Consider the following 19,452-nt stretch of genomic DNA (forward strand, 5'->3'; position numbering starts at 1 on the left):
AGGTGTGATCGAATCCGACGCCGAGCGCTGGGTGCCCGAGCCCGCCAAGGACACCGGGTACGGCCGCACCCCCTACCAGCGCGACCGCGCCCGCGTCCTGCACTCCGCCGGTTTCCGCCGGCTCGCCGCCAAGACGCAGGTGCACACCGCGGGCTCCGACGACTTCCTGCGCACCCGGCTCACCCACTCCCTGGAGGTCGCCCAGATCTCCCGGGAGATGGGCGCCCGCCTCGGCTGCGACCCCGACGTGGTCGACGTGGCCGGGCTGGCGCACGACCTCGGCCACCCCCCGTTCGGGCACAACGGCGAGGTCGCCCTCGACGAGGCCGCCCGCGCCTGCGGCGGCTTCGAGGGCAACGCGCAGACCCTGCGCGTCCTCACCCGGCTGGAGGCCAAGGTCGACGGCGCGGGCCTCAACCTGACCCGCGCCTCCCTCGACGCGGCCTCGAAGTACCCGTGGCCGCGCACCGCCGGGCAGCGCAAGTTCGGCGTCTACGACGACGACCTGCCCGTCTTCGAGTGGCTGCGCCGCGGCGCGCCGGGCGAGCGCCGCACCTGCCTGGAGGCGCAGGTCATGGACTGGGCCGACGACGTGGCCTACTCGGTGCACGACGTCGAGGACGGCGTGCACGGCGGCTACATCCTGCTGGAGACCCTGCTGGCCGACGCCGACGAGCGCGCCGAACTCTGCGCCGACGTGGCCCGCACCTACTCCGACCAGCCCGCCGACGTCCTCCAGGAGGCGCTGGCCCACCTGCTCGCCGACGACGCCGTCGCCCCGGCCTGCGGCTACGACGGCAGCCACCGCGCCCAGGCCGCCCTCAAGCGCATGACCAGCGCGCTGACCGGCCGCTTCGTCGCCGCCGCCGTCGCCGCCACGAAGGCCGGCCGGCCGGTGCGCCGCTACGACGCCGACCTGGTCGTGCCCGCCCGCGAACGCCACCAGTGCGCCCTGCTCAAGGGCATGGCGCTGCGCTACGTGATGCGCCCCCGCGCCGCCGAGGACTGGTACGCCCGCCAGCGCCAGATCCTCACCGAGCTGGTCGAGCTGCTGTGCCGCCGCGCCCCCGACTTCCTCGACCCGGTGTTCGCCTCCTGGTGGCGCACGGCCGCCGACGACACGGCCCGGCTGCGCGTCGTCGTCGACCAGGTGGCGTCCCTCACCGACCCGGCGGCGGTGCGCTGGCACCACCGGCTCACCACCGCCTGACCCTGGTGGCCGCGACCCGGCGGCGCGGGGCAGGATGTACGACGTGGCGGGCAGGATCTACGACGAGGACATCGCCCTCGTCCGGGAGCGGACGGCAATCGCGGACGTCATCAACGAGCACGTCACGCTCCGGTCGGCGGGCGGCGGCAACCTGAAGGGCCTGTGCCCGTTCCACGACGAGAAGACCCCGTCGTTCACGGTGTCGCCTGCCCGAAATGTGTATTTCTGCCACGGGTGCGGGGCGGGTGGCGACGCGATCAAGTTCCTCATGGACGCCGACCACCTGACGTTCCTGGAGTCGGTCGAGCGGCTGGCCGGCCGGGCCGGTGTGCAGCTGCGCTACAAGGAGACCGGGTCCGCGCCCGTCCCGCGCCAGCCCGCCGGCCAGAAGAAGCGGCTCGTCGAGGCGCACCACGCCGCCGTCGAGTTCTACACCGGCCAGCTCACCACGCCGGGTGCGCGGCTGGCCCGGGAGTTCCTCGCCCAGCGCGGCTTCGGGCGCGACACCGCGGAGCGGTTCGGCTGCGGGTTCGCCCCGGACGGCTGGGACCACCTGACGAAGTTCCTGCGGCAGCGCGGGTTCTCCGACTCGGAGATCGTCACGGCGGGGCTCGCCAAGCCGGCCCGGTCCGGGTCGCTGATCGACCGGTTCCGGCGGCGGCTGATGTGGCCGATCCGGGACCTGACGAACGACGTGATCGGGTTCGGCGCGCGGCGGCTCTTCGAGGACGACGACGGGCCGAAGTACCTGAACACCCCCGAGACGCCGATCTACAAGAAGTCGCACGTGCTCTACGGGATCGAGCACGCCAAGAAGGAGATCGCGCGGCAGGGCCGGGCGGTCATCGTCGAGGGGTACACCGACGTGATGGCGTGCCACGAGGCGGGCGTGCCGATCGCGGTCGCGACGTGCGGCACGGCGTTCGGCGGCGACCACATCGGGGTGCTGCGGCGGTTGCTGATGGACACCGACGACATCGCGGGCGAGATCATCTTCACGTTCGACGGGGACGCGGCCGGGCAGAAGGCGGCGCTGCGCGCGTTCGAGGACGACCAGCGCTTCGTCGGGCGCACGTTCATCGCGGTCAGCCCGGACAACATGGACCCGTGCGACCTGCGGCTGGCCAAGGGTGACCTGGCGGTGCGCGACCTGGTCGCCCGGCGGGAGCCGCTGGTCGACTTCGCGCTGCGGCAGATCCTGTCGCGCTTCGACCTGGACACGGTCGAGGGCCGGGTGGACGCGATGCGCAAGGCGGCGCCGCTGGTGGCGAAGATCAAGGACCGGGAGAAGCGGCCCGAGTACGCCCGCAAGCTCGCCGGCGACCTCGGCATGGACATGGAGCCGGTGCAGCAGGCGGTGCTGGCCGCGTCGCGCACCGCGCAGGCGTCCGCCGCCCCGGCGCGTCCTGGCGCCGCGGGGGCCCCGGCCGCCCCGGCGCCCGGCCCGCGCCCGCCGGTGCTGGACAGCCCGACGTCCATGGTGGAGCGGGAGGCGCTGAAGCTGGCGTTGCAGGTGCCGGTGCTGGCGGGGCCGATGTTCGACGCGCTGGCCGCGGACGCGTACCACCACCCGGTGCACGTGGCGGTGCGGCACGCGATCGCGGCGGCCGGCGGCACCGCGTCGGCCACCGGGGGAGCGGTGTGGATCGAGGCGGTGCGCGGGGCGTGCGACGACCTGGGGGCGGCCGCGCTGGTCGGCGAGCTGGCGGTGGAGCCGTTGCGCATCGACGGCGAGGCCGACCCGCGGTACGTGTCGGTGACGCTGGCCCGGCTGCAGTGGGGCGCGGTGACCAGCCGCATCCGCGACCTGAAGTCGAAGGTGCAGCGGGTCAACCCGGTCGCCAACAAGGACGAGTACCTGGCGCTGGCCGGTGAGCTGTTCAGCCTGGAGCAGCACGCGCGGGCGCTGAAGGAACAATCCGTCGGAGGTCTCTGAGTGTTCTTCCGCCGCAAGCCGAAGCTGCCGGCGAACCGCCGTCCCGCGCTCGGCCCCGAGGAGCGCCTGGTGGCGTGGGCGGAGGCCGCCGACGAGCAGGTCGTCGTCGCCACCAACCACGGGCTGTTCCTGCCCGGGCGGGAGCGGCTGGGCTGGCACGAGATCCACAAGGCGGCGTGGTCGGGGCGCGAGCTGCAGGTGACCGCCGCCGAGGTGGTGCAGGAGCGCGACGGCTACCAGGTGGTCGGCGACCGGCCGGCCCTCACCTGCCTGCTGCTCGACCCCGGTGAGCTGCCGAACCAGGTCCGTACCCGGGTGACGCGCTCGGTGGCGTACACGATGCACCACCCGCTCGCCCAGGGCGGCGCGGGCGTGCGGGTCGTGGCCCGGCGGGTGCCCGGCGTCGACGGCCTGTCGTGGGCGGTGCGGTACGACGGCGGCGTGCCGCCGGACGCGCCGGCGGTGGTGCGGCGCACCGACGAGCTGGTGACGCAGGCCCGCGCCGCGGCCAGTCCGGCGCTCTGATGGGCGTCGAGGGGCGGGCCGGTCAGGAGGCGTACCGGTCGCGGGTGCGCGGCTGCCTGGTGGGCGGCGCGGTGGGCGACGCCCTGGGCGCGCCGGTCGAGTTCCGGTCGCTGGCCGCGATCCGGGCGGAGCACGGCCCGGACGGCGTGCGGGACCTGATCCCGGGTGCGGACGGCGTCGCCGTGGTCACGGACGACACGCAGATGACGCTGTTCACGGCGGAGGGCCTGATCCGGGCGGGGGTGCGCGCGGACCGGGGGATCTGCCACCCGCCGTCCGTGGTGCACCAGGCGTACCTGCGCTGGCTGGCGACGCAGGAGCTGCCCGGGCCGCCGGAGCAGCCGAGCGGCTGGCTGGCCGGCCAGGCGTTCCTGTACGCGCGGCGCGCGCCCGGCAACGCCTGCCTGTCGGGGCTGGCGGGCGGGACGATGGGCACGCCGGAGGCGCCGCGGAACCCGGACTCGAAGGGCTGCGGGGCGGTGATGCGCTCGGCGCCGTTCGGGCTGATCCCGTGGCGGTCGCCGGAGCAGGCGTTCGACCTGGCGGCCGAGTGCGCGGTGCAGACCCACGGGCACCCGACGGGTTATCTCGCGGCGGGCGTGTTCGCGGCGATCGTGCGGTTCCTGCTGGACGGGCACGACCTGGCGGGCGCGGTCGCGGCGACGCTGCCGGTGCTGGCCGCGCGCCCGGGCCACGAGGAGACGACGGCCGCGCTGCGCGCCGCGCTGGCGGCGGCGGAGCGCCCGCCGTCGGCGGAGGCGGTGGAGGCGCTCGGCGGCGGCTGGGTGGCGGAGGAGGCCCTGGCGATCGGCGTGTACGCGGCGCTGGCGGCGCCGCCGCGGGCGGCGCTGCTGCTGTCGGTGAACCACTCGGGCGACAGCGACTCGACGGGCTCGATCTGCGGCAATCTGCTCGGCGCGGAGCACGGCGAGACCGCGCTGCCGCCGGACTGGGTGGCGGAGATCGAGGGCCGGGGCGTGATCCTGCAGGTGGCGGACGACCTGGCGGCCGAGTTCACCCAGAGCGGCCAGCTGCACGGCGACTGGGGCCCGCACACCCGCTGGAAGCGCCGCTACCCCGGCGGCTGAGCGCGTTTGTCGGTGGGCCCGGCTAGGGTCGCGGCGTGAGCGCACTCATCGAGGCCCGCGGCCTGGTCAAGCGGTTCGGCGACTTCACCGCGGTCGACGGCATCGACGTCTCGGTGACCGGCGCGGGCGAGTGCTTCGGGTTCCTGGGGCCCAACGGCGCCGGCAAGAGCTCCACCATGCGCATGATCGGCTGCGTGTCGCCGCCCAGCGGCGGCCACCTGCGCATCCTGGGCATGGACCCGCTGCGCGACGGCCCGGCGATCCGCGCCCGGCTGGGCGTCTGCCCGCAGCTGGACAACCTCGACACCGAGCTGACCGTCCGGGAGAACCTGACGACGTACGCCCGGTTCTTCGGCATCCCGCGCCGGGTCGCCCGCGAGCGCGCCGACGAGCTGCTGGACTTCGTGCAGCTCACCGAGCGCGCCAACAGCAAGGTCGAGCCGCTGTCGGGCGGCATGAAGCGCCGCCTGACGATCGCCCGCGCCCTGGTCAACGAGCCGGAGCTGGTGCTGCTCGACGAGCCCACCACCGGGCTCGACCCGCAGGCGAGGCACCTGGTGTGGGAGCGGCTGTTCCGGCTGAAGCAGCAGGGCGTCACCCTGGTCCTGACCACGCACTACATGGACGAGGCCGAGCAGCTGTGCGACCGGCTGGTCGTCATGGACGGCGGCCGCATCGCCGCGGAGGGCTCGCCGCGCGAGCTGATCGAGCGGTACTCGACGCGCGAGGTGGTCGAGCTGCGGTTCGCCGCGGAGTCGCAGGAGCCGTTCGCGTCGAAGCTGGCCGGCATCGGCTCGCGCACCGAGGTCCTGCCCGACCGGGTCCTGCTCTACGTGGCCGACGGCGACGAGGCGGTCGCCGAGGTCGGCCGCCGGGCGCTGCAGCCGGCCAGCGTGCTGGTCCGGCGCAGCAGCCTGGAGGACGTGTTCCTGCACCTCACCGGCCGCACCCTGGTCGACTAGGCCGCGCGCAGCAGCCGGGGCAGCGCCACGGCCAGCACGCCGATCAGCGCGGTCACCAGCGGCAGCCCGCCGAGCGCCCACGCGGCGAACAGGGCCAGCCCGGCCACCTCCACCCCGAGGCTCGCCACCGAGGTGACGGTGGCCCGGGCGCGGCCGGTGATGCGGTCCTGCAGCCGGGCGTCCACCGCGACGAGCACGGCCTGGTAGGTGCCGTAGAACCCGGCGAGCAGCAGCAGCGCGGGCGGGGCGGCCAGCAGCCCGGCCGCGGCGAGCGCGGCCACGGCGGCGCCGAGCAGGGCGGCCTGGGCGCGCCCGCCGAGCGCGGCGGCCCGCCCGGCCAGCGCGGCGCCCGCCGCCCCGGCCAGCGCGACGCCGACCACGGCGAGCGGCACGGCGGCGGGCCGCAGCCCCCAGTCGGCGGCGAGCAGCCCGTCGTACTCCTCGATGGCGTCGACGCCGCCGACCAGCGCGGCGGCGAGCGCGGCGCCGCGCACGGCGGGCACCGCGGCGACCTCCCGCAGCGCCACGCGCAGCGGCCCGGCGTCGGCATCGCCGGGGTCGTCGGGGGCGCCGGAGGCGCGGGGCGGCTCGGGCAGGCGGGCGGCGACCGCGGCGGCGGCCAGGCAGGCCGCCACGCTGGCCCAGCCGACCAGCGGGTAGCCGCCCGTGCCGACCAGCAGCGCCGCGGCCACCGCGCCGGGCGCCTGGGCGAGCTGCTCGGCGGCGGTCACCCGGCCCTGGGCGCGGGCGTAGCGGTCGCCCGCCCCGGCGGCGGCCAGGCCGTCGTACAGCAGGGCCTCCTGCGCGCCCGAGGCCAGCGCGCCGCCGAGCCCCCACAGCACGAAGCCGGCGGCGAAGCCCGCGAAGCCGGGCAGCAGCAGCCAGACCGTGTAGCCGGCGGCCTGCAGGACGGTGGACGCGACCAGGCAGCCGCGGCGCGACCAGCGGTCGGCGAGCGCGCCGGCCGGCACCTCCGCCGCGATGCCGGTCACCGACCAGACGGCCAGCAGCGCGGAGATCTGCGCCGCCGACATGCCGGCGTCGGCGAACAGCAGGGCGTACAGCGGGTACAGCGGCACGGCCTGGGCCAGCAGGGTCCAGGCGAGCAGGCGCCGGACGAGGATCCGGGCCGCGGGCGGATACACCGAAGGGCGTCAACATCGCATGCCCCGGATGCTAGGCCCGGAGGTCGCCGGGCGGACACCGGTTTTGTCGGGGCCCCGGCATAGGGTGCTCCCGTGACGACCCCGGCGCTCTCGGTCCTCGAGTACAACCTCGTGGGCTACCGCCGCACCTGGCGCGGCAGCGTGTTCTCGTCGTTCCTGCTGCCGCTGCTCACCATGTTGGGCTTCGGCGTCGGCGTGGGGGCGTACGTGGAGGGCGGGGTGGGCGGGGTGCCTTACCTCGACTGGGTGGTGCCCGGCCTGCTGGCGTCCACGGCGCTGCAGGTGGCGTTCGGCGACTCCACGTGGCCGGTGCTGTCGAACTTCGAGTGGATGAAGGTCTACTTCGCCCAGGCCGCCGCGCCGCTGCGGGTCGCCGACATCCTGGCCGGGCACCTGGCGTTCGTGCTGTTCCGCGCGGTGCTCAGCACGGCGGCGTTCCTGCTGGTGGCGGCCGCGTTCGGGGCCCTGCACTCGGCGTGGGCGCTGGTCACGCTGCCGCTGGCGGCCCTGCTGGGCCTGGCCGTGGCGGCGCCGGTGTTCGCCTACTCGGCGTCGATCTCCACCGACAGCTACCTGGCGCTGCTGATGCGTTTCGCGCTGGTGCCGATGTCGCTGTTCTCGGGGGTGTTCTTCCCGGTCGAGTCGCTGCCGGGGGTGCTGCGGGCGCTGGCGTACGCGCTGCCGCTGTGGCACGGCGTCGACCTGTCGCGCGCGGCCACGCTCGGCGTCGCCCCGCAGTGGTCCGCCGCCGGCCACCTGGCCTACCTGGCGCTGTGGGCGGCGGGCGGCTGCTGGCTGGCGCACGCCCGGTTCCGCCGCCGGCTCGTGATCTGAGGGGGAGAGCGATGGTCACCCTGGCCCTGCCGCGCCTGCTGGCGGTGCGCGGCGCGGCGCGCCGGTCCGCCTCGGTCGCCGAGCGCAACGTCGCCGCGCTGAAGTCGGCGTACTGGCTGGTGCTGCTGTCCGGCTTCGTCGAGCCGGTGCTCTACCTGCTGTCGATCGGCGTCGGGGTGGGTGGCCTCATCGGCGACCTGACGCTGCCCGACGGCCGGGTCATCGAGTACGCGGTGTTCGTGGCCCCGGCCATGCTGGCGTCGTCGGCCATGGCGGGGGCGCTGTCGGAGACGACGTTCAACTTCTTCGGCAAGATGAAGTTCGTCAAGCTCTACGACGGCATCCTGGCCACCCCGGTGAAGCCGATGGAGATCGCGCTGGGCGAGCTGGCGTGGGCGATGGCGCGCGGCAACCTGTACGCGGCGGCGTTCCTGGTGCTGATGGTCGCGATGGACCTGACCACGCCGCTGCGGGCGCTGGCCGCGTTGCCGGCGACGGTGCTGGTCGGGTTCGCGTTCGGCGGGCTGGGCATGGGCCTGTCGACGTTCATGCGCTCGTGGCAGGACTTCGACCTGATGGCCTCGGTGCAGTTCACGCTGTTCCTGTTCTCGGGCACGTTCGTGCCGGCCCAGGCGTACCCGGCGGTGCTGCGCTGGCTGGTGGAGGTGACTCCGCTGTACCGGTCGGTCGACCTGATCCGCGGCATCACCACGGGCACGGTGGGCTGGGTGCAGCTGCTGGACGTGCTGTACCTGCTGGCCGTGATGGCGGCCGGCATCACGGTGGCGGGCCGCCGGATGGGCCGCCTGCTCTGCCCCTGAACCGCCCTCCGTGCCGGGATCGGCACGGACCGGCACTCGGTGGGATTAGAGCCCCCGCGTCCAGGGCACTCACAGTCTCGTCACCGGCAGTGAGCGACCGGCGAGTGCCCCGGAGGTTTCGGCTATGAGCAGCCGCAAGAAGGCCGAAGATGCGGCCCGCGACGCGACGGAGGAGCAGTTCCGCACCAGGAAGCGCGATGCTGTCGCCACCGGCGAGACGCCGGACACCACCGACGGCGACCTGTCGGCGCCGAGCCCGGACGCCGGGCCGGACAGCCCGAAGGAGCTGCGCGGCAAGGGCATCATGGGCGCGCTGAAGCGCACCTTCAAGCAGTTCGGCGAGGACAACGTCTCCGACTGGGCGGCGGCGCTGACGTACTACGGCGTGCTGTCGATCTTCCCCGGCGTGCTGGTGCTGGTGTCGATCCTGGGCCTGGTGGGCGCGGACGGCCAGGCCACGGTGCGCGACACCCTCAACGAGGTGGCGCCGTCGCCGCAGCTGCAGAGCCTGGTCGGCCAGGTGCTGGACCAGGTGCAGGACTCGGGCGCGGCCGGCTTCGCCGCGATCTTCGGTCTGCTCGCCGCGTTCTGGTCGGCGTCGGGCTACATCGGCGCCTTCATGCGGGCCTCGAACGCCATCTACGACGTGCCGGAGGGCCGGCCGATCTGGAAGACGCTGCCGATCCGGGTGGGCGTCACCGCGGTCATCGGCATCATGCTGATCCTGTCGGCGGTCATCGTGGTCTTCACCGGTGACCTGGCCCAGGTGGTGGGCGACGCGATCGGGCTGGGCGACACGGCCGTGCTGGTCTGGAACATCGCCAAGTGGCCGGTGCTGATCATGCTGGTCAGCCTGATGTTCGCGATCCTGTACTGGGCCTCGCCGAACGCCAAGACCGGCGGTTTCCGCTGGGTCAGCCCGGGCGGCATCTTCGCGGTGCTGCTGTGGGTGCTCGCGTCGGCCGCGTTCGCGATCTACCTGGCGAACTTCGCCAACTACAACAAGACGTACGGCACGCTCGGTGGTGTCATCGCCTTCCTGGTCTGGCTGTGGATCTCGAACATGGCGATCATGCTGGGCGCCGAGCTGGACGCCGAGCTGGAGCGGGGCCGGGCGATCGCCGCGGGCCACGACCCCAACGACGAGCCGTTCCTGCAGCTCCGCGACGACCGCAAGATCAAGAAGGGCAGCGAGCAGGGGCTGAGCGAACCGGAGCCGACGAAGTCGCGGTCCTGACGCCGCCACTGCCGACCGACGACGGCCGTACCCTGCGGGGTGCGGCCGTCGCCGCGTTTCGGTGTGCCACTTTTGCTGGCTCGAACAAAAGTTGGTAACGGCTCGACCAAAGCTATGGACACGGGTGCTCCGGGGCTCCTACTGTGACGGGCACAACACGCGACTGTTGCGGCTGCGTGAACCAGATCAGACCCCCGGAGGCGCCCTGATGCGCGCGCACACCGAAGCCCCGCATGTGCGGCTCCTGCGGCTGCTGCGGGACGAGGGCCCCCTGTCGCGTGCCGAACTGGCCGACCGGCTGGAGCTGCCCCGCCCGCGGCTGCTCGCCGAGCTCGACCGCCAGGTCGCCGCGGAGAACGTCGCCGAGGCCGGCATCGCCGCCTCCCGCGGCGGCCGCCGGTCCACCCTCGTCGAGCTGCATCCCCGGCTGCGGTTCGCCGCCATCGACCTCGGCGCCAGCAGCGTCGACATCGAGGTGGTGAACGGCCGCCTGGAGCCGGTCGCCCGCTACGCCGAGCCGGCCGACATCCGCAACGGCCCCAAGAGCACCCTGCAGCGCGTCAACGAGCTGCTCGCCAAGGCGCGCGCCGACGGCGCCTTCGACCGGCTCGACGCGATCGGCATCGGCGTGCCCGGCCCGGTCAGCTTCCGCGACGGGGTGCCGGTGTCGCCGCCGATCATGCCCGGCTGGGACCGCTACCCGGTGCGCGAGCTGCTGGCCCGCGAGCACGGCTGCCCGGCCGTCGTCGACAACGACGTCAACATCATGGCGGTGGGGGAGCGGCACGGCGGGGTCGCGCACAGCGTCGACGACTTCCTGTTCGTCAAGGTCGGCACCGGCATCGGCTGCGGCATCCACCTCGGCGGCGACGTCTACCGCGGCGTCGACGGCTGCGCCGGCGACATCGGCCACATCCAGGTCGACGCGCACGGCCCGGTCTGCTCGTGCGGCAACACCGGCTGCCTGGAGGCGCTGTTCAGCGGCGGCGCGCTGGCCCGCGACGCGCTGTCCGCGGCCCGCAGCGGCGCCAGTCCGGCCCTGGCCGAGCGCCTCGCGGCGGCGGTCCGGTCGGGCCAGAGCCCACCGATCACGGCCCGGGACGTCGGCGAGGGCGCCGCCGAGGGCGACGTGGTCTGCATCCGGCTCATCCGCGACGGCGGCCGCCGCGTCGGTTCCGTCCTGGCGACCCTGGTCAGCTTCTCCAACCCGTCGATGATCGTGATCGGCGGCGGGCTCGCCCAGCTCGGCCACGTCCTGCTGGCCGAGATCCGCAGCGTCGTCTACCGGCGCTCGCTGCCGCTCGCCACGGGCAACCTGCCGGTGGTGCTGTCCGAGCTGGGCTCCCGGGCCGGCGTCACCGGCGCGGCCGTGCTGGCCAGCGACCTCGCGTTCGAGCAGGCCGGATCATGACCGCCCCCGGCGAGGTCGTCCTCGCGCTCAGCGGCGTGGTCAAGACGTTCCCCGGCGTGCGCGCCCTCGACGGCGTCGAGCTGGAGGTGCGGGCCGGCGAGGTGCACTGCCTGCTCGGCCAGAACGGCGCCGGCAAGTCGACGCTCATCAAGGTGCTGGCCGGGGTGCACCGCCCCGACGAGGGCAGCATCACGTGGCTCGGCGAGGACTTCCACCCGGCCACCCCGCAGGCCGCGATGCGCGCCGGCATCGCCACCATCTACCAGGAGCTCGACCTCGTCGACGACCTGTCGGTGGCGGAGAACGCATTCCTCGGCCACGAGCCGCACCGCGCCGGGTTCGTCCGGCGCGCCGACAGCGCCCAGCGGACCCGGGAGATCCTCGGCCGGCTCGGCCACCCGGAGATCCCGCCCCGGCGGCTGGTGCGCAGCCTGCCCGCCGCCGGCAAGCAGATCGTCAGCATGGCCCGTGCACTCTCGCACGACGCCCGGCTGATCGTCATGGACGAGCCCAGCGCCGTGCTCGCCCATGACGAGGTCGGCAACCTGTTCCGGATCATCCGGGAGCTGACCGCGCAGGGCATCGCCGTGGTCTACATCAGCCACCGGCTCGACGAGATCCGTGAGATCGGCGACCGGGTCACCGTCCTCAAGGACGGCCGGACCACCGCGGCGAACCTGCCGGCCCGCACCACCCCCACCAAGGACCTGGTCTCGCGCATGACGGGCCGCAGCATCGAGTACGTCTTCCCGCCGCGCGCCGGCCGGGAGCCGGGCCCGGAGCTGCTGGCCGTGCGCGGCCTGAGCCGCGACGGCGAGTTCGCGAACGTCGACCTGACCGTCCGCGAGGGCGAGATCGTCGGCATCGCGGGCCTGGTCGGCTCGGGCCGCTCGGAGCTGCTGGAGACGATCTACGGCGCGCGCCGCGCCGACGCCGGCACCGTCGAGATGCGCGGCAAGCGGCTGCGCCCCGGCGACGTCATCGCCGCGGTCAAGGCCGGGCTCGGCATGGCCCCGGAGGAGCGCAAGAGCCAGGCGCTGCTGCTGGGCGAGCCGATCCACCGCAACATGACGCTGAGCACCTTCACCGGCTACGCCCGCGGCGGCTTCACCGACGTCGCCACCGAGCGGGCCAAGGCGCAGGAGACGGCCGACCGGCTGCACCTGCACCCGCGCGACGTCAACCGGGCGGTGCGCACGCTGTCCGGTGGCAACCAGCAGAAGGTCGTGGTCGGCCGGTGGCTGCTGGGCGACACGAAACTGCTGCTCCTCGACGAGCCGACCCGCGGCGTGGACGTCGGCGCCCGGGCCGAGCTGTACCAGCTGATCCGCGGGCTCGCCGAGCGCGGCGTCGGCGTGCTGCTGGTCTCCAGCGAGGTGCCGGAGGTGCTCGGGCTGGCCGACCGGGTGCTGGTCATGCGTGAGGGCCACGTCGTGCGGGAGGCCGCCGCCGACGACCTGGACGAATCGGCTGTGCTCGACCTGGTGATGGCCGGGTCGCTACTCGAAGGTGAGGCGCTCGCATGAGCGTGACAGAGGCCCCGCCGGTGGCCAAGCACCCCGGCGAGACGAAGACCTCGTGGTGGAAGGGCGACCGCAGTGAGCCCGTCCGCCGCAACCTCGGGCTGGTCGGGGTGCTGGTGGCGCTGGTCGTCATCGGCGCGGTCACCCGGCCCGAGCTGTACGGCGACGCGAGCTGGGTGCAGAACAACGTCCTGACGATCCTGCAGCAGGCCAGCGCGATCGGCGTGATCACGGTCGGCATGACGTTCGTGATCATCGGCGGCGGCATCGACCTGAGCGTCGGCGCGATCGTCGCGCTGGCCGGCGTGTGGGCCACGACGCTGGCCACCCAGAGCTACGGCGCGGGCGGCATGATCTTCACCGCCATCGCGGTCGGCGTCGGGGTGGGCCTCGTCAACGGGCTGCTCATCTCGTACGGCCGGCTCGTGCCCTTCATCGCGACCCTCGCGATGATGGTGGCGGCCCGCGGCCTGGCCGCGCAGATCTCCGGCAAGCAGACCCAGGTCAGCGCGAACAGCGTCATCAACGACATCGCCAGCACCCGGGTCCTCGGCATCCCGCTGCTGGTCTACATCCTCGCCGCGGTCGTCGCGGCGGGCTGGGTGCTGCTCAACCGCACGACGTTCGGGCGGCGCACCGTCGCTGTCGGCGGCAACCCCGAGGCGGCCCGCCTGGCCGGCATCAACGTGCGGCGGCACACCGTGCTGCTGTACGCGCTGTCCGGCCTGTGCTGCGGCATCGGCGCGATCATGCTGACGTCCCAGGCCACCAGCGCCCAGGCGGCCATGGCGAACCTGTACGAACTCGACGCGATCGCCGCGGCGATCATCGGTGGCACGCTGCTCAGCGGCGGCCGCGGCACCATCATCGGCGCCCTGTTCGGGGTGCTGGTGTTCTCCACCATCACGAACCTCTTCGCCATCAACAACCTGTCGACAGAGGTCCAGAACATGGTCAAGGGCGGCATCATCGTCGCGGCCGTGCTCATCCAGCAGTTCCGGTACAAGTCGCTCACCAACCTGTTCTCCCGGGTCAAGACCGGCTGATCAGCTCACACTCCGCTGGTGACCGTCGTGCCGACGGCCGCCGGGACCAGCACACCTTTTTTCTGGAGGCCACCATGTCCGTCCTCGACCGCCGCCGGCTGCTCCTCGGAGGCGCCGCGCTCGGCGCCGGCGCCCTGCTCACCGGCTGCACCAGCAACGACGCGGGCAACGACGCCCAGGTCAACACGAACACCGGCGGCGACAACGCCAACGCCGCGCCCGGCCAGAAGGTCGTCATCGGCTTCTCCGCGCCGGCCGCCGACCACGGCTGGATCGCCGCGATCACCAACAACGCCAAGGCCCAGGCCGCCGCGTACTCCGACGTGGAGCTGCGCGCCGTCGAGGCCGGCGCCGACGCGGCCGCCCAGCGCGCCGCCCTGGCGACGCTGCTGGCGCAGAAGCCGAACGTCATCGTGCTGCTGCCGCACGACGGCAAGGAGCTCAACGCGTTCGGCCTGGAGGCCATGAAGGCCGGCATCCCGGTCGTCAACCTGGACCGGGCGTTCCCGGACGCCAAGGCGTACCGGCTGCAGATCAAGGGCGACAACTACGGCATGGGCGTCGCGGCGGCCACGTACATCATCGCCCAGATGCAGGCCAAGGGCGTCAGCGCGCCGATCATCGGTGAGATCCCCGGCATCGACTCGCTGGAGCTGACCCAGGAGCGCTCGGCCGGCTTCCGCGACACGCTCACCCAGGCCGGGTTCCGGGTCGCCAACCGGCGTCCCGCCGAGTTCACCGCCGACACCGGCCAGCGCGCCGCGACCGAGCTGCTGCAGGCGCTGCCCAAGGTGGACGCGCTCTGGAACCACGACGACGACCAGGGCATCGGCGTGCTGGCGGCGATCAACCAGACGAACCGCAAGGAGTTCCTGATGGTCGGCGGCGCCGGCTCCAAGGCGGCCATCGAGGCCATCGCCGCGGACAACTCGCCGCTGAAGGCCACCGTCACCTACAGCCCGTCGATGGCGTCGTCGGCCATCTCGCTGGCCCGCCTCATCGGCCAGAACAAGGGCCTGGCCGACCTGGTCGAGCTGCAGGTGCCCAAGGAGATCACCCTCGCGTCGGAGACGATCACCAAGGAGAACGCCGCCAACTACATGAAGCTCGGCTTCTGACGATGGCGGAGCTGAGGGTGGCGATGATCGGCCACGCCTTCATGGGCGGCACCCACTCGGTGGCGTGGCGCACGGTCAACGCGGCGTTCGACCTGCCGCTGACCGCGCGGATGTCCGTCCTGTGCGGACGTGATGCGGCGAAGGCAGCCGCGGCGGCCGAGAAGCTGGGCTGGGCGGAACACGCGACCGACTGGCGCGACGTGGTGACCCGTGACGACGTCGACCTGGTCGACATCTGCACGCCGGGTGACAGCCACGCCGAGATCGCGCTCGCCGCCCTCGCGGCCGGCAAGCACGTGCTGTGCGAGAAGCCGCTGGCCAACTCGGTGGCGGAGGCGCGCGCGATGACCTCCGCCGCCGAGGCCGCGCGGGCCAACGGCGTGCGCAGCATGTGCGGCTTCAACTACCGGCGCACGCCGGCGGTGGCGCTCATGCGGCAGCTGGTCGCGGACGGGCGGATCGGCGAGATCCGCCACGTGCGCGCCCGGTACCTGCAGGACTGGATCGTCGACCCGCAGTTCCCGCTGGTCTGGCGGTTGCAGCGGGACAAGGCGGGCTCGGGCGCGCTCGGCGACATCGGCGCGCACATCATCGACCTGACGCAGTTCGTGACGGGTCAGCAGATCACCGGGGTGAGCGCGCTGACGGAGACGTTCGTCCGGCAGCGGCCGCTGGTCGGCGCGTCGGCGGGGCTCGCCGCCTCGTCGGGCGCCGGCACCGGCGAGGTCACCGTGGACGACGCCGCGCTGTTCCTGGCGCGGCTCGACGGCGGGGCGATCGGCACGTACGAGGCGACCCGGTTCGCCACCGGGCGCAAGAACGCGCTCCAGGTGGAGATCAACGGGTCGCGGGGCTCGGTCGCGTTCGACTTCGAGCGCATGAACGAGCTGCAGTTCCACGACGCGACGGTCCCGGCCGCCGAGGGTGGCTTCACCACCATCCTGGTGACCGAGCCGGAGCACCCGTACCTGGCGGGCTGGTGGCCGCCGGGCCATCCGATCGGGTACGAGCACACGTTCACGCACGAGGCCCGCGACCTGATGCTGGCGGTGGCGGCGGGGGAGGACCCGACGCCGTCGTTCGCGGACGCGCTGCAGGTGCAGCTCGTGCTGGACGCGGTCGAGCGATCGGCCGCCAACGCGGCCGGCTGGACGAAGGTCGAGCCGGCCTGACGGGTCGTCCCGGGCGTCCCCGGCGAGGGACGGTGCGGCTGCGCCCCGCACCGGCCGGGGACGCCCGAGGTCGACTTGTCCGTTTTTGCACTGGAACGACATTCGGGCGTCGTTCATGCCGCGTTCACTGAATCCCCAGCTCACGGCCATGGTCACCCTCCGTGTAACCGGTCGGCCGCCGGGCCTCCCCCGGACGGCGCTGATCCATCGCCGCCGGTCATCGCGTACCCGTGGGCAGGGCAGCGGGTGAGGGGAGACGTCGTGCGGACTCGACCGCCACGGATGGCACGGGACATCGCCGCCGATCCGGTCCACACTGGATCATCGGGTTCGGCCGGGGGAGGTCTTTGATGCGGCTGCGGCATCCCAGTGGACGGCAGGTGTTCCTCAGCGCGAGCATCCCGGCCCCCGCCTACGGCGACCTGGCCGGCGTGGTCGCCCACCTCGACGCGTACGCCGCCATGCGCGAGCGCACCGGCGCCGGCACGCTCGCCGCCGCCCTGACCCTGCCGCCGCCGCTGGCCGCCGAGCTGGCCGTCGACAGCCGCGCCCGCGGCCGGCTGCGCGCCGAGCTCGACGCCCGCGGGCTGGAGGTCGTCACCGTCGACGGCGTGCGCTACGGCGGCGCCGAGCCCGACTGGACCACCACCGAACGCCTCGATTACACCCTCGACCTCGCCCGCGTCCTCGTCGACCTGCTGCCCGACGACGCCGTGCGCGGCTCGGTGTCGACGCTCGGCATCGGCCTGCGCGAGCCCGCGTGGACCGCCGCCCAGGACAAGGAGCACCGGCGGATCATGGGCCGCCTCGCCGGCGGCCTCGCCGAGATCGCCTGGCACACCGGCAAGGCCGTCCGGGTCGGCTTCCAGCCCGAACCCGGCTGCATCGCCGACTCGACCGCCGCCACCGTGGCCGCCCTGACCCGCACCGACCACGACCGGCTCGGCGTCAGCCTCGACCTGGCCAACCTCGCCTGCGCGTGGGAGGAGCCGGCCGAGGCGCTGGCCCGGCTCGCCGCCGCCGGCCTGTCCGTCGTCAAGGTGCGCCTCGCCGCCGCCGTCGAGGCCGCCGACCCGGCCGCCGCCGTCGGCGCCCTGCGCGGCTACGTCGAGCCCGGCCACCGCCACCAGACCACCACCAAGGCCGGCGGGTACGCCCCCGACCTCGGCGAGGCGCTGCGCGTGTTCCCGCCCGGGCCGTGGCGGGTGCGGTACCACGTACCCCTCGGCGGGGCGCCCGCCGCGCCGCTGACGGCCACGACGGCGCTCTGGCGCGCGGCGGCCCGGGAACTGCTCGCCCGCGGCGGCGTGCCCGGCTGCGACCACGTCGACGTCGGCGCCGAGACCTGGGACGTGCTCCCGCCCGGCGAACGCCCCGCCGTGCCGGCCGAGGCCATGGCCGCCGAGTTCACCCACGCCCGCGACGAGTTGATCGCGCTGGGTCTGGCGCCGGCGGTCTGCGCTCCGTAGATTCGAGGACGGCACCGCGTGCGCGGGCCGGCCGGGCGGCGCAGGCCCGGCCGGTCGCAGTCCGCCTCCGCGGCGCCGTTGCCGGGCGGTGTCCCCTCACGCCGCCGCGCACGCACCGACGAGGGAGCTGACATGGGGCGACCCATCACGCTGTTCACCGGCCAGTGGGCCGACCTGCCGTTCGAGGAGGTCTGCCGGCTCGCCGCCGAGTGGGGCTACGACGGCCTCGAGATCGCCTGCTGGGGCGACCACTTCCAGGTAGACCGGGCGCTCGCCGAGGACGACTACGTCCAGGGCCGGCTCGACCTGCTCGCCAAGCACAACCTGAAGGTCTACGCGATCTCCAACCACCTGGTCGGCCAGGCCGTCTGCGACCACCCGATCGACGAGCGGCACCAGGACATCCTGCCCCCGGCCATCTGGGGCGACGGCGACCCGGAAGGGGTGCGCACCCGCGCCGCCGAGCGGATGAAGGACACCGCCCGGGCCGCCGCGAAGCTCGGCGTCGACACCGTCGTCGGCTTCACCGGCTCGTCCATCTGGCACACCATCGCCATGTTCCCGCCGGTGCCGCCCGCGATGATCGAACGCGGCTACCAGGACTTCGCCGACCGCTGGAACCCCATCCTCGACGTCTTCGACTCCGTCGGCGTGCGGTTCGCCCACGAGGTGCACCCCAGCGAGATCGCCTACGACTACTGGACCACCCGGCGCACCCTCGACGCGATCGGCCACCGCCCCGCGTTCGGCCTCAACTGGGACCCGTCCCACTTCGTCTGGCAGGACCTCGACCCGGTCAACTTCATCCTCGAGTTCGCCGACCGCATCTACCACGTCGACTGCAAGGACGCGAAGGTCCGCACCGGCGACGGCCGCCGCGGCCGCATGTCGTCCCACCTGCCGTGGGCGGACCTGCGCCGCGGCTGGGACTTCGTCTCCACCGGCCACGGCGACGTGCCGTGGGAGGACTGCTTCCGGGCGCTCAACAGCATCGGCTACACCGGCCCGATCTCCATCGAGTGGGAGGACGCCGGCATGGACCGCCTCGTCGGCGCCCCCGAGGCCCTAAAGTTCGTCCGCAAGCTCGCCTTCGACGCCCCGTCGGCGGCCTTCGACGCGGCGTTCTCCACGAAGTGACCGCCTGAGCACACACGTCGAGGGCCGGTCCGCAACGCTGCGGACCGGCCCTCGACGTGTGTGCTGCCCGACGGGCTAGTAGGTGCTGCCCGTGCTCGGGATCGTCGTGCTGGACGTGGCCGAGTTCGCCAGCGTCCGGTCCTCCGAGGTGCTCGACGTGCTCGAGGTGCCCGACGTGCTGAGCTTCTCGCCGATCTTCGACTGGCTCAGCTTGTCCTTGCCCTCGGTGACCAGGCGGTTGGCCTGCGCCTGGGCGACACCGGCAGCCTCCTGGACCGTGGGGTGGTCCCACACCTTGCGGGCGTTCGCCGCGATCTCCTCGTACTTCTCCCGGCCGGCACGAGCGCCGAGGACGAAGCCCGCCGCCAGACCGCCGATGAACATAAGCTTTCCGCGCATGTCGCGGCTCCTTCCGTGCGTGACGCGCCTGCGTCGCTGACCGGATCCCTACCCATCCTGACTGCTGCGTATGCGCGCACGGGTCAGAAGGGCGAAATGTCCCGGTACGTGTCGCACAAGAGTCCCCGCCACGCGGTGGTGGATACCCTGGCGCACGACCCCCCGGACGTCCTGTACTCTTGTCCCGGTCACCACCGAGGGGGAGAAATCGCCCGGGGTGGTCCAGCAGTCCCCTGTAGCTCAATTGGCAGAGCAGCCGGCTGTTAACCGGCAGGTTATTGGTTCGAGTCCAATCGGGGGAGCTTCCTTCCTTCTCACGCGGCTCCCGATGGTGGAGCCGCGTTTTTCGTGCGCCTCCGGGCCGCCGCCGAGGGTCGCGTCGGTTCGCCGGGATCGGT

17 protein-coding genes and 1 tRNA gene are annotated in these 19,452 nt (G+C 73.6%); 16 read left to right on the plus strand and 2 right to left on the minus strand.

Features of this window, described 5'->3' with window-relative positions; genetic code table 11:
• Positions 1-4 precede the first annotated feature (4 nt).
• From Sya03_RS27170 to Sya03_RS27190, 5 genes are read left to right on the plus strand one after another with little or no spacing between them, the layout of a single operon-like run.
• Positions 5-1,210, plus strand: a complete 1,206-nt coding sequence (locus Sya03_RS27170) for a deoxyguanosinetriphosphate triphosphohydrolase (protein ID WP_203941273.1) — start codon at positions 5-7, stop codon at positions 1,208-1,210.
• Between the two features lie 34 nt (positions 1,211-1,244).
• Entirely contained in the window at positions 1,245-3,146 is a 1,902-nt protein-coding gene (dnaG, locus tag Sya03_RS27175; RefSeq protein ID WP_203941274.1) for a DNA primase, read from the plus strand.
• Positions 3,147-3,671 carry a hypothetical protein gene (locus Sya03_RS27180; protein ID WP_203941275.1) on the plus strand — a complete coding sequence of 175 codons (525 nt, stop codon included), beginning with the start codon at positions 3,147-3,149 and terminating at the stop codon, positions 3,669-3,671.
• Complete coding sequence (locus tag Sya03_RS27185) at positions 3,671-4,759, plus strand: ADP-ribosylglycohydrolase family protein (protein WP_203941276.1); 1,089 nt, start codon at positions 3,671-3,673, stop codon at positions 4,757-4,759. The genes Sya03_RS27180 and Sya03_RS27185 overlap by 1 nt, the downstream gene beginning before the upstream one ends.
• Before the next feature lie 35 nt (positions 4,760-4,794).
• A complete protein-coding gene (locus tag Sya03_RS27190) occupies positions 4,795-5,721 on the plus strand; it encodes an ABC transporter ATP-binding protein (protein WP_203941277.1) in 927 nt (308 codons plus the stop codon).
• Here the strand turns inward: Sya03_RS27190 and Sya03_RS27195 are convergent.
• Complete coding sequence (locus Sya03_RS27195; protein WP_203941278.1) at positions 5,718-6,866, minus strand: MFS transporter; 1,149 nt, start codon at positions 6,864-6,866, stop codon at positions 5,718-5,720. The two genes, Sya03_RS27190 and Sya03_RS27195, sit on opposite strands and share 4 nt — an antisense overlap.
• 93 nt (positions 6,867-6,959) lie before the next feature.
• On the opposite strand from Sya03_RS27195, the gene Sya03_RS27200 reads away from it, so the two are divergent.
• The 10 genes from Sya03_RS27200 to Sya03_RS27245 all read left to right on the plus strand — a co-directional run bounded on the left by Sya03_RS27200 (position 6,960) and on the right by Sya03_RS27245 (position 18,655).
• Complete coding sequence (locus Sya03_RS27200; protein WP_203941279.1) at positions 6,960-7,721, plus strand: ABC transporter permease; 762 nt, start codon at positions 6,960-6,962, stop codon at positions 7,719-7,721.
• 11 nt (positions 7,722-7,732) lie between these two features.
• Entirely contained in the window at positions 7,733-8,542 is an 810-nt protein-coding gene (locus tag Sya03_RS27205; RefSeq protein ID WP_203941280.1) for an ABC transporter permease, read from the plus strand.
• A 124-nt stretch (positions 8,543-8,666) separates the two neighbouring features.
• Complete coding sequence (locus Sya03_RS27210) at positions 8,667-9,779, plus strand: YihY/virulence factor BrkB family protein (protein ID WP_203941281.1); 1,113 nt, start codon at positions 8,667-8,669, stop codon at positions 9,777-9,779.
• Between the two features lie 208 nt (positions 9,780-9,987).
• Positions 9,988-11,190: an ROK family transcriptional regulator gene (locus tag Sya03_RS27215; protein WP_203941282.1), complete on the plus strand. Its 1,203-nt coding sequence runs from the start codon at positions 9,988-9,990 to the stop codon at positions 11,188-11,190.
• Positions 11,187-12,716, plus strand: a complete 1,530-nt coding sequence (locus Sya03_RS27220; RefSeq protein ID WP_203941283.1) for a sugar ABC transporter ATP-binding protein — start codon at positions 11,187-11,189, stop codon at positions 12,714-12,716. Before Sya03_RS27215 ends, Sya03_RS27220 begins: the two co-directional genes overlap by 4 nt.
• Positions 12,713-13,759, plus strand: coding sequence for an ABC transporter permease (locus Sya03_RS27225; RefSeq protein WP_203941284.1), 1,047 nt, complete (start codon positions 12,713-12,715; stop codon positions 13,757-13,759). Before Sya03_RS27220 ends, Sya03_RS27225 begins: the two co-directional genes overlap by 4 nt.
• 74 nt (positions 13,760-13,833) lie before the next feature.
• Complete coding sequence (locus tag Sya03_RS27230; protein WP_203941285.1) at positions 13,834-14,877, plus strand: substrate-binding domain-containing protein; 1,044 nt, start codon at positions 13,834-13,836, stop codon at positions 14,875-14,877.
• 2 nt (positions 14,878-14,879) lie between these two features.
• The gene (locus Sya03_RS27235; RefSeq protein WP_203941286.1) at positions 14,880-16,049 is read left to right on the plus strand and encodes a Gfo/Idh/MocA family protein; all 1,170 of its coding nucleotides are present in this window, start codon (positions 14,880-14,882) and stop codon (positions 16,047-16,049) included.
• A 350-nt stretch (positions 16,050-16,399) separates the two neighbouring features.
• Positions 16,400-17,518, plus strand: coding sequence for a TIM barrel protein (locus Sya03_RS27240; RefSeq protein WP_203941287.1), 1,119 nt, complete (start codon positions 16,400-16,402; stop codon positions 17,516-17,518).
• Between the two features lie 132 nt (positions 17,519-17,650).
• Positions 17,651-18,655, plus strand: coding sequence for a sugar phosphate isomerase/epimerase family protein (locus Sya03_RS27245; protein ID WP_203941288.1), 1,005 nt, complete (start codon positions 17,651-17,653; stop codon positions 18,653-18,655).
• A gap of 75 nt (positions 18,656-18,730) precedes the next feature.
• Here Sya03_RS27245 and Sya03_RS27250 read toward each other — a convergent pair whose 3' ends face one another.
• Positions 18,731-19,054, minus strand: a complete 324-nt coding sequence (locus Sya03_RS27250; RefSeq protein WP_203941289.1) for a hypothetical protein — start codon at positions 19,052-19,054, stop codon at positions 18,731-18,733.
• Between the two features lie 229 nt (positions 19,055-19,283).
• Between Sya03_RS27250 and Sya03_RS27255 the strand changes: the two genes are divergently transcribed.
• Positions 19,284-19,356 (plus strand) — tRNA-Asn (locus Sya03_RS27255).
• Positions 19,357-19,452 lie beyond the last annotated feature (96 nt).

Source organism: Spirilliplanes yamanashiensis, assembly GCF_016863475.1.
GTDB classification, from domain to species: domain Bacteria; phylum Actinomycetota; class Actinomycetes; order Mycobacteriales; family Micromonosporaceae; genus Spirilliplanes; species Spirilliplanes yamanashiensis.

What these genes read in the sequence shown, in the direction of transcription:
- Sya03_RS27205 (WP_203941280.1), top strand. Translation starts at nt 7,733, where the DNA reads ATGGTCACCCTGGCCCTGCCGCGCCTGCTGGCGGTGCGCGGCGCGGCG.
- Sya03_RS27240 (WP_203941287.1), top strand. Translation starts at nt 16,400, where the DNA reads ATGCGGCTGCGGCATCCCAGTGGACGGCAGGTGTTCCTCAGCGCGAGC.
- Sya03_RS27185 (WP_203941276.1), top strand. Translation starts at nt 3,671, where the DNA reads ATGGGCGTCGAGGGGCGGGCCGGTCAGGAGGCGTACCGGTCGCGGGTG.
- Sya03_RS27220 (WP_203941283.1), top strand. Translation starts at nt 11,187, where the DNA reads ATGACCGCCCCCGGCGAGGTCGTCCTCGCGCTCAGCGGCGTGGTCAAG.
- Sya03_RS27225 (WP_203941284.1), top strand. Translation starts at nt 12,713, where the DNA reads ATGAGCGTGACAGAGGCCCCGCCGGTGGCCAAGCACCCCGGCGAGACG.
- Sya03_RS27230 (WP_203941285.1), top strand. Translation starts at nt 13,834, where the DNA reads ATGTCCGTCCTCGACCGCCGCCGGCTGCTCCTCGGAGGCGCCGCGCTC.
- Sya03_RS27245 (WP_203941288.1), top strand. Translation starts at nt 17,651, where the DNA reads ATGGGGCGACCCATCACGCTGTTCACCGGCCAGTGGGCCGACCTGCCG.
- dnaG (WP_203941274.1), top strand. Translation starts at nt 1,245, where the DNA reads ATGTACGACGTGGCGGGCAGGATCTACGACGAGGACATCGCCCTCGTC.
- Sya03_RS27235 (WP_203941286.1), top strand. Translation starts at nt 14,880, where the DNA reads ATGGCGGAGCTGAGGGTGGCGATGATCGGCCACGCCTTCATGGGCGGC.
- Sya03_RS27210 (WP_203941281.1), top strand. Translation starts at nt 8,667, where the DNA reads ATGAGCAGCCGCAAGAAGGCCGAAGATGCGGCCCGCGACGCGACGGAG.
- Sya03_RS27215 (WP_203941282.1), top strand. Translation starts at nt 9,988, where the DNA reads ATGCGCGCGCACACCGAAGCCCCGCATGTGCGGCTCCTGCGGCTGCTG.
- Sya03_RS27250 (WP_203941289.1), bottom strand. Translation starts at nt 19,054, where the DNA reads ATGCGCGGAAAGCTTATGTTCATCGGCGGTCTGGCGGCGGGCTTCGTC.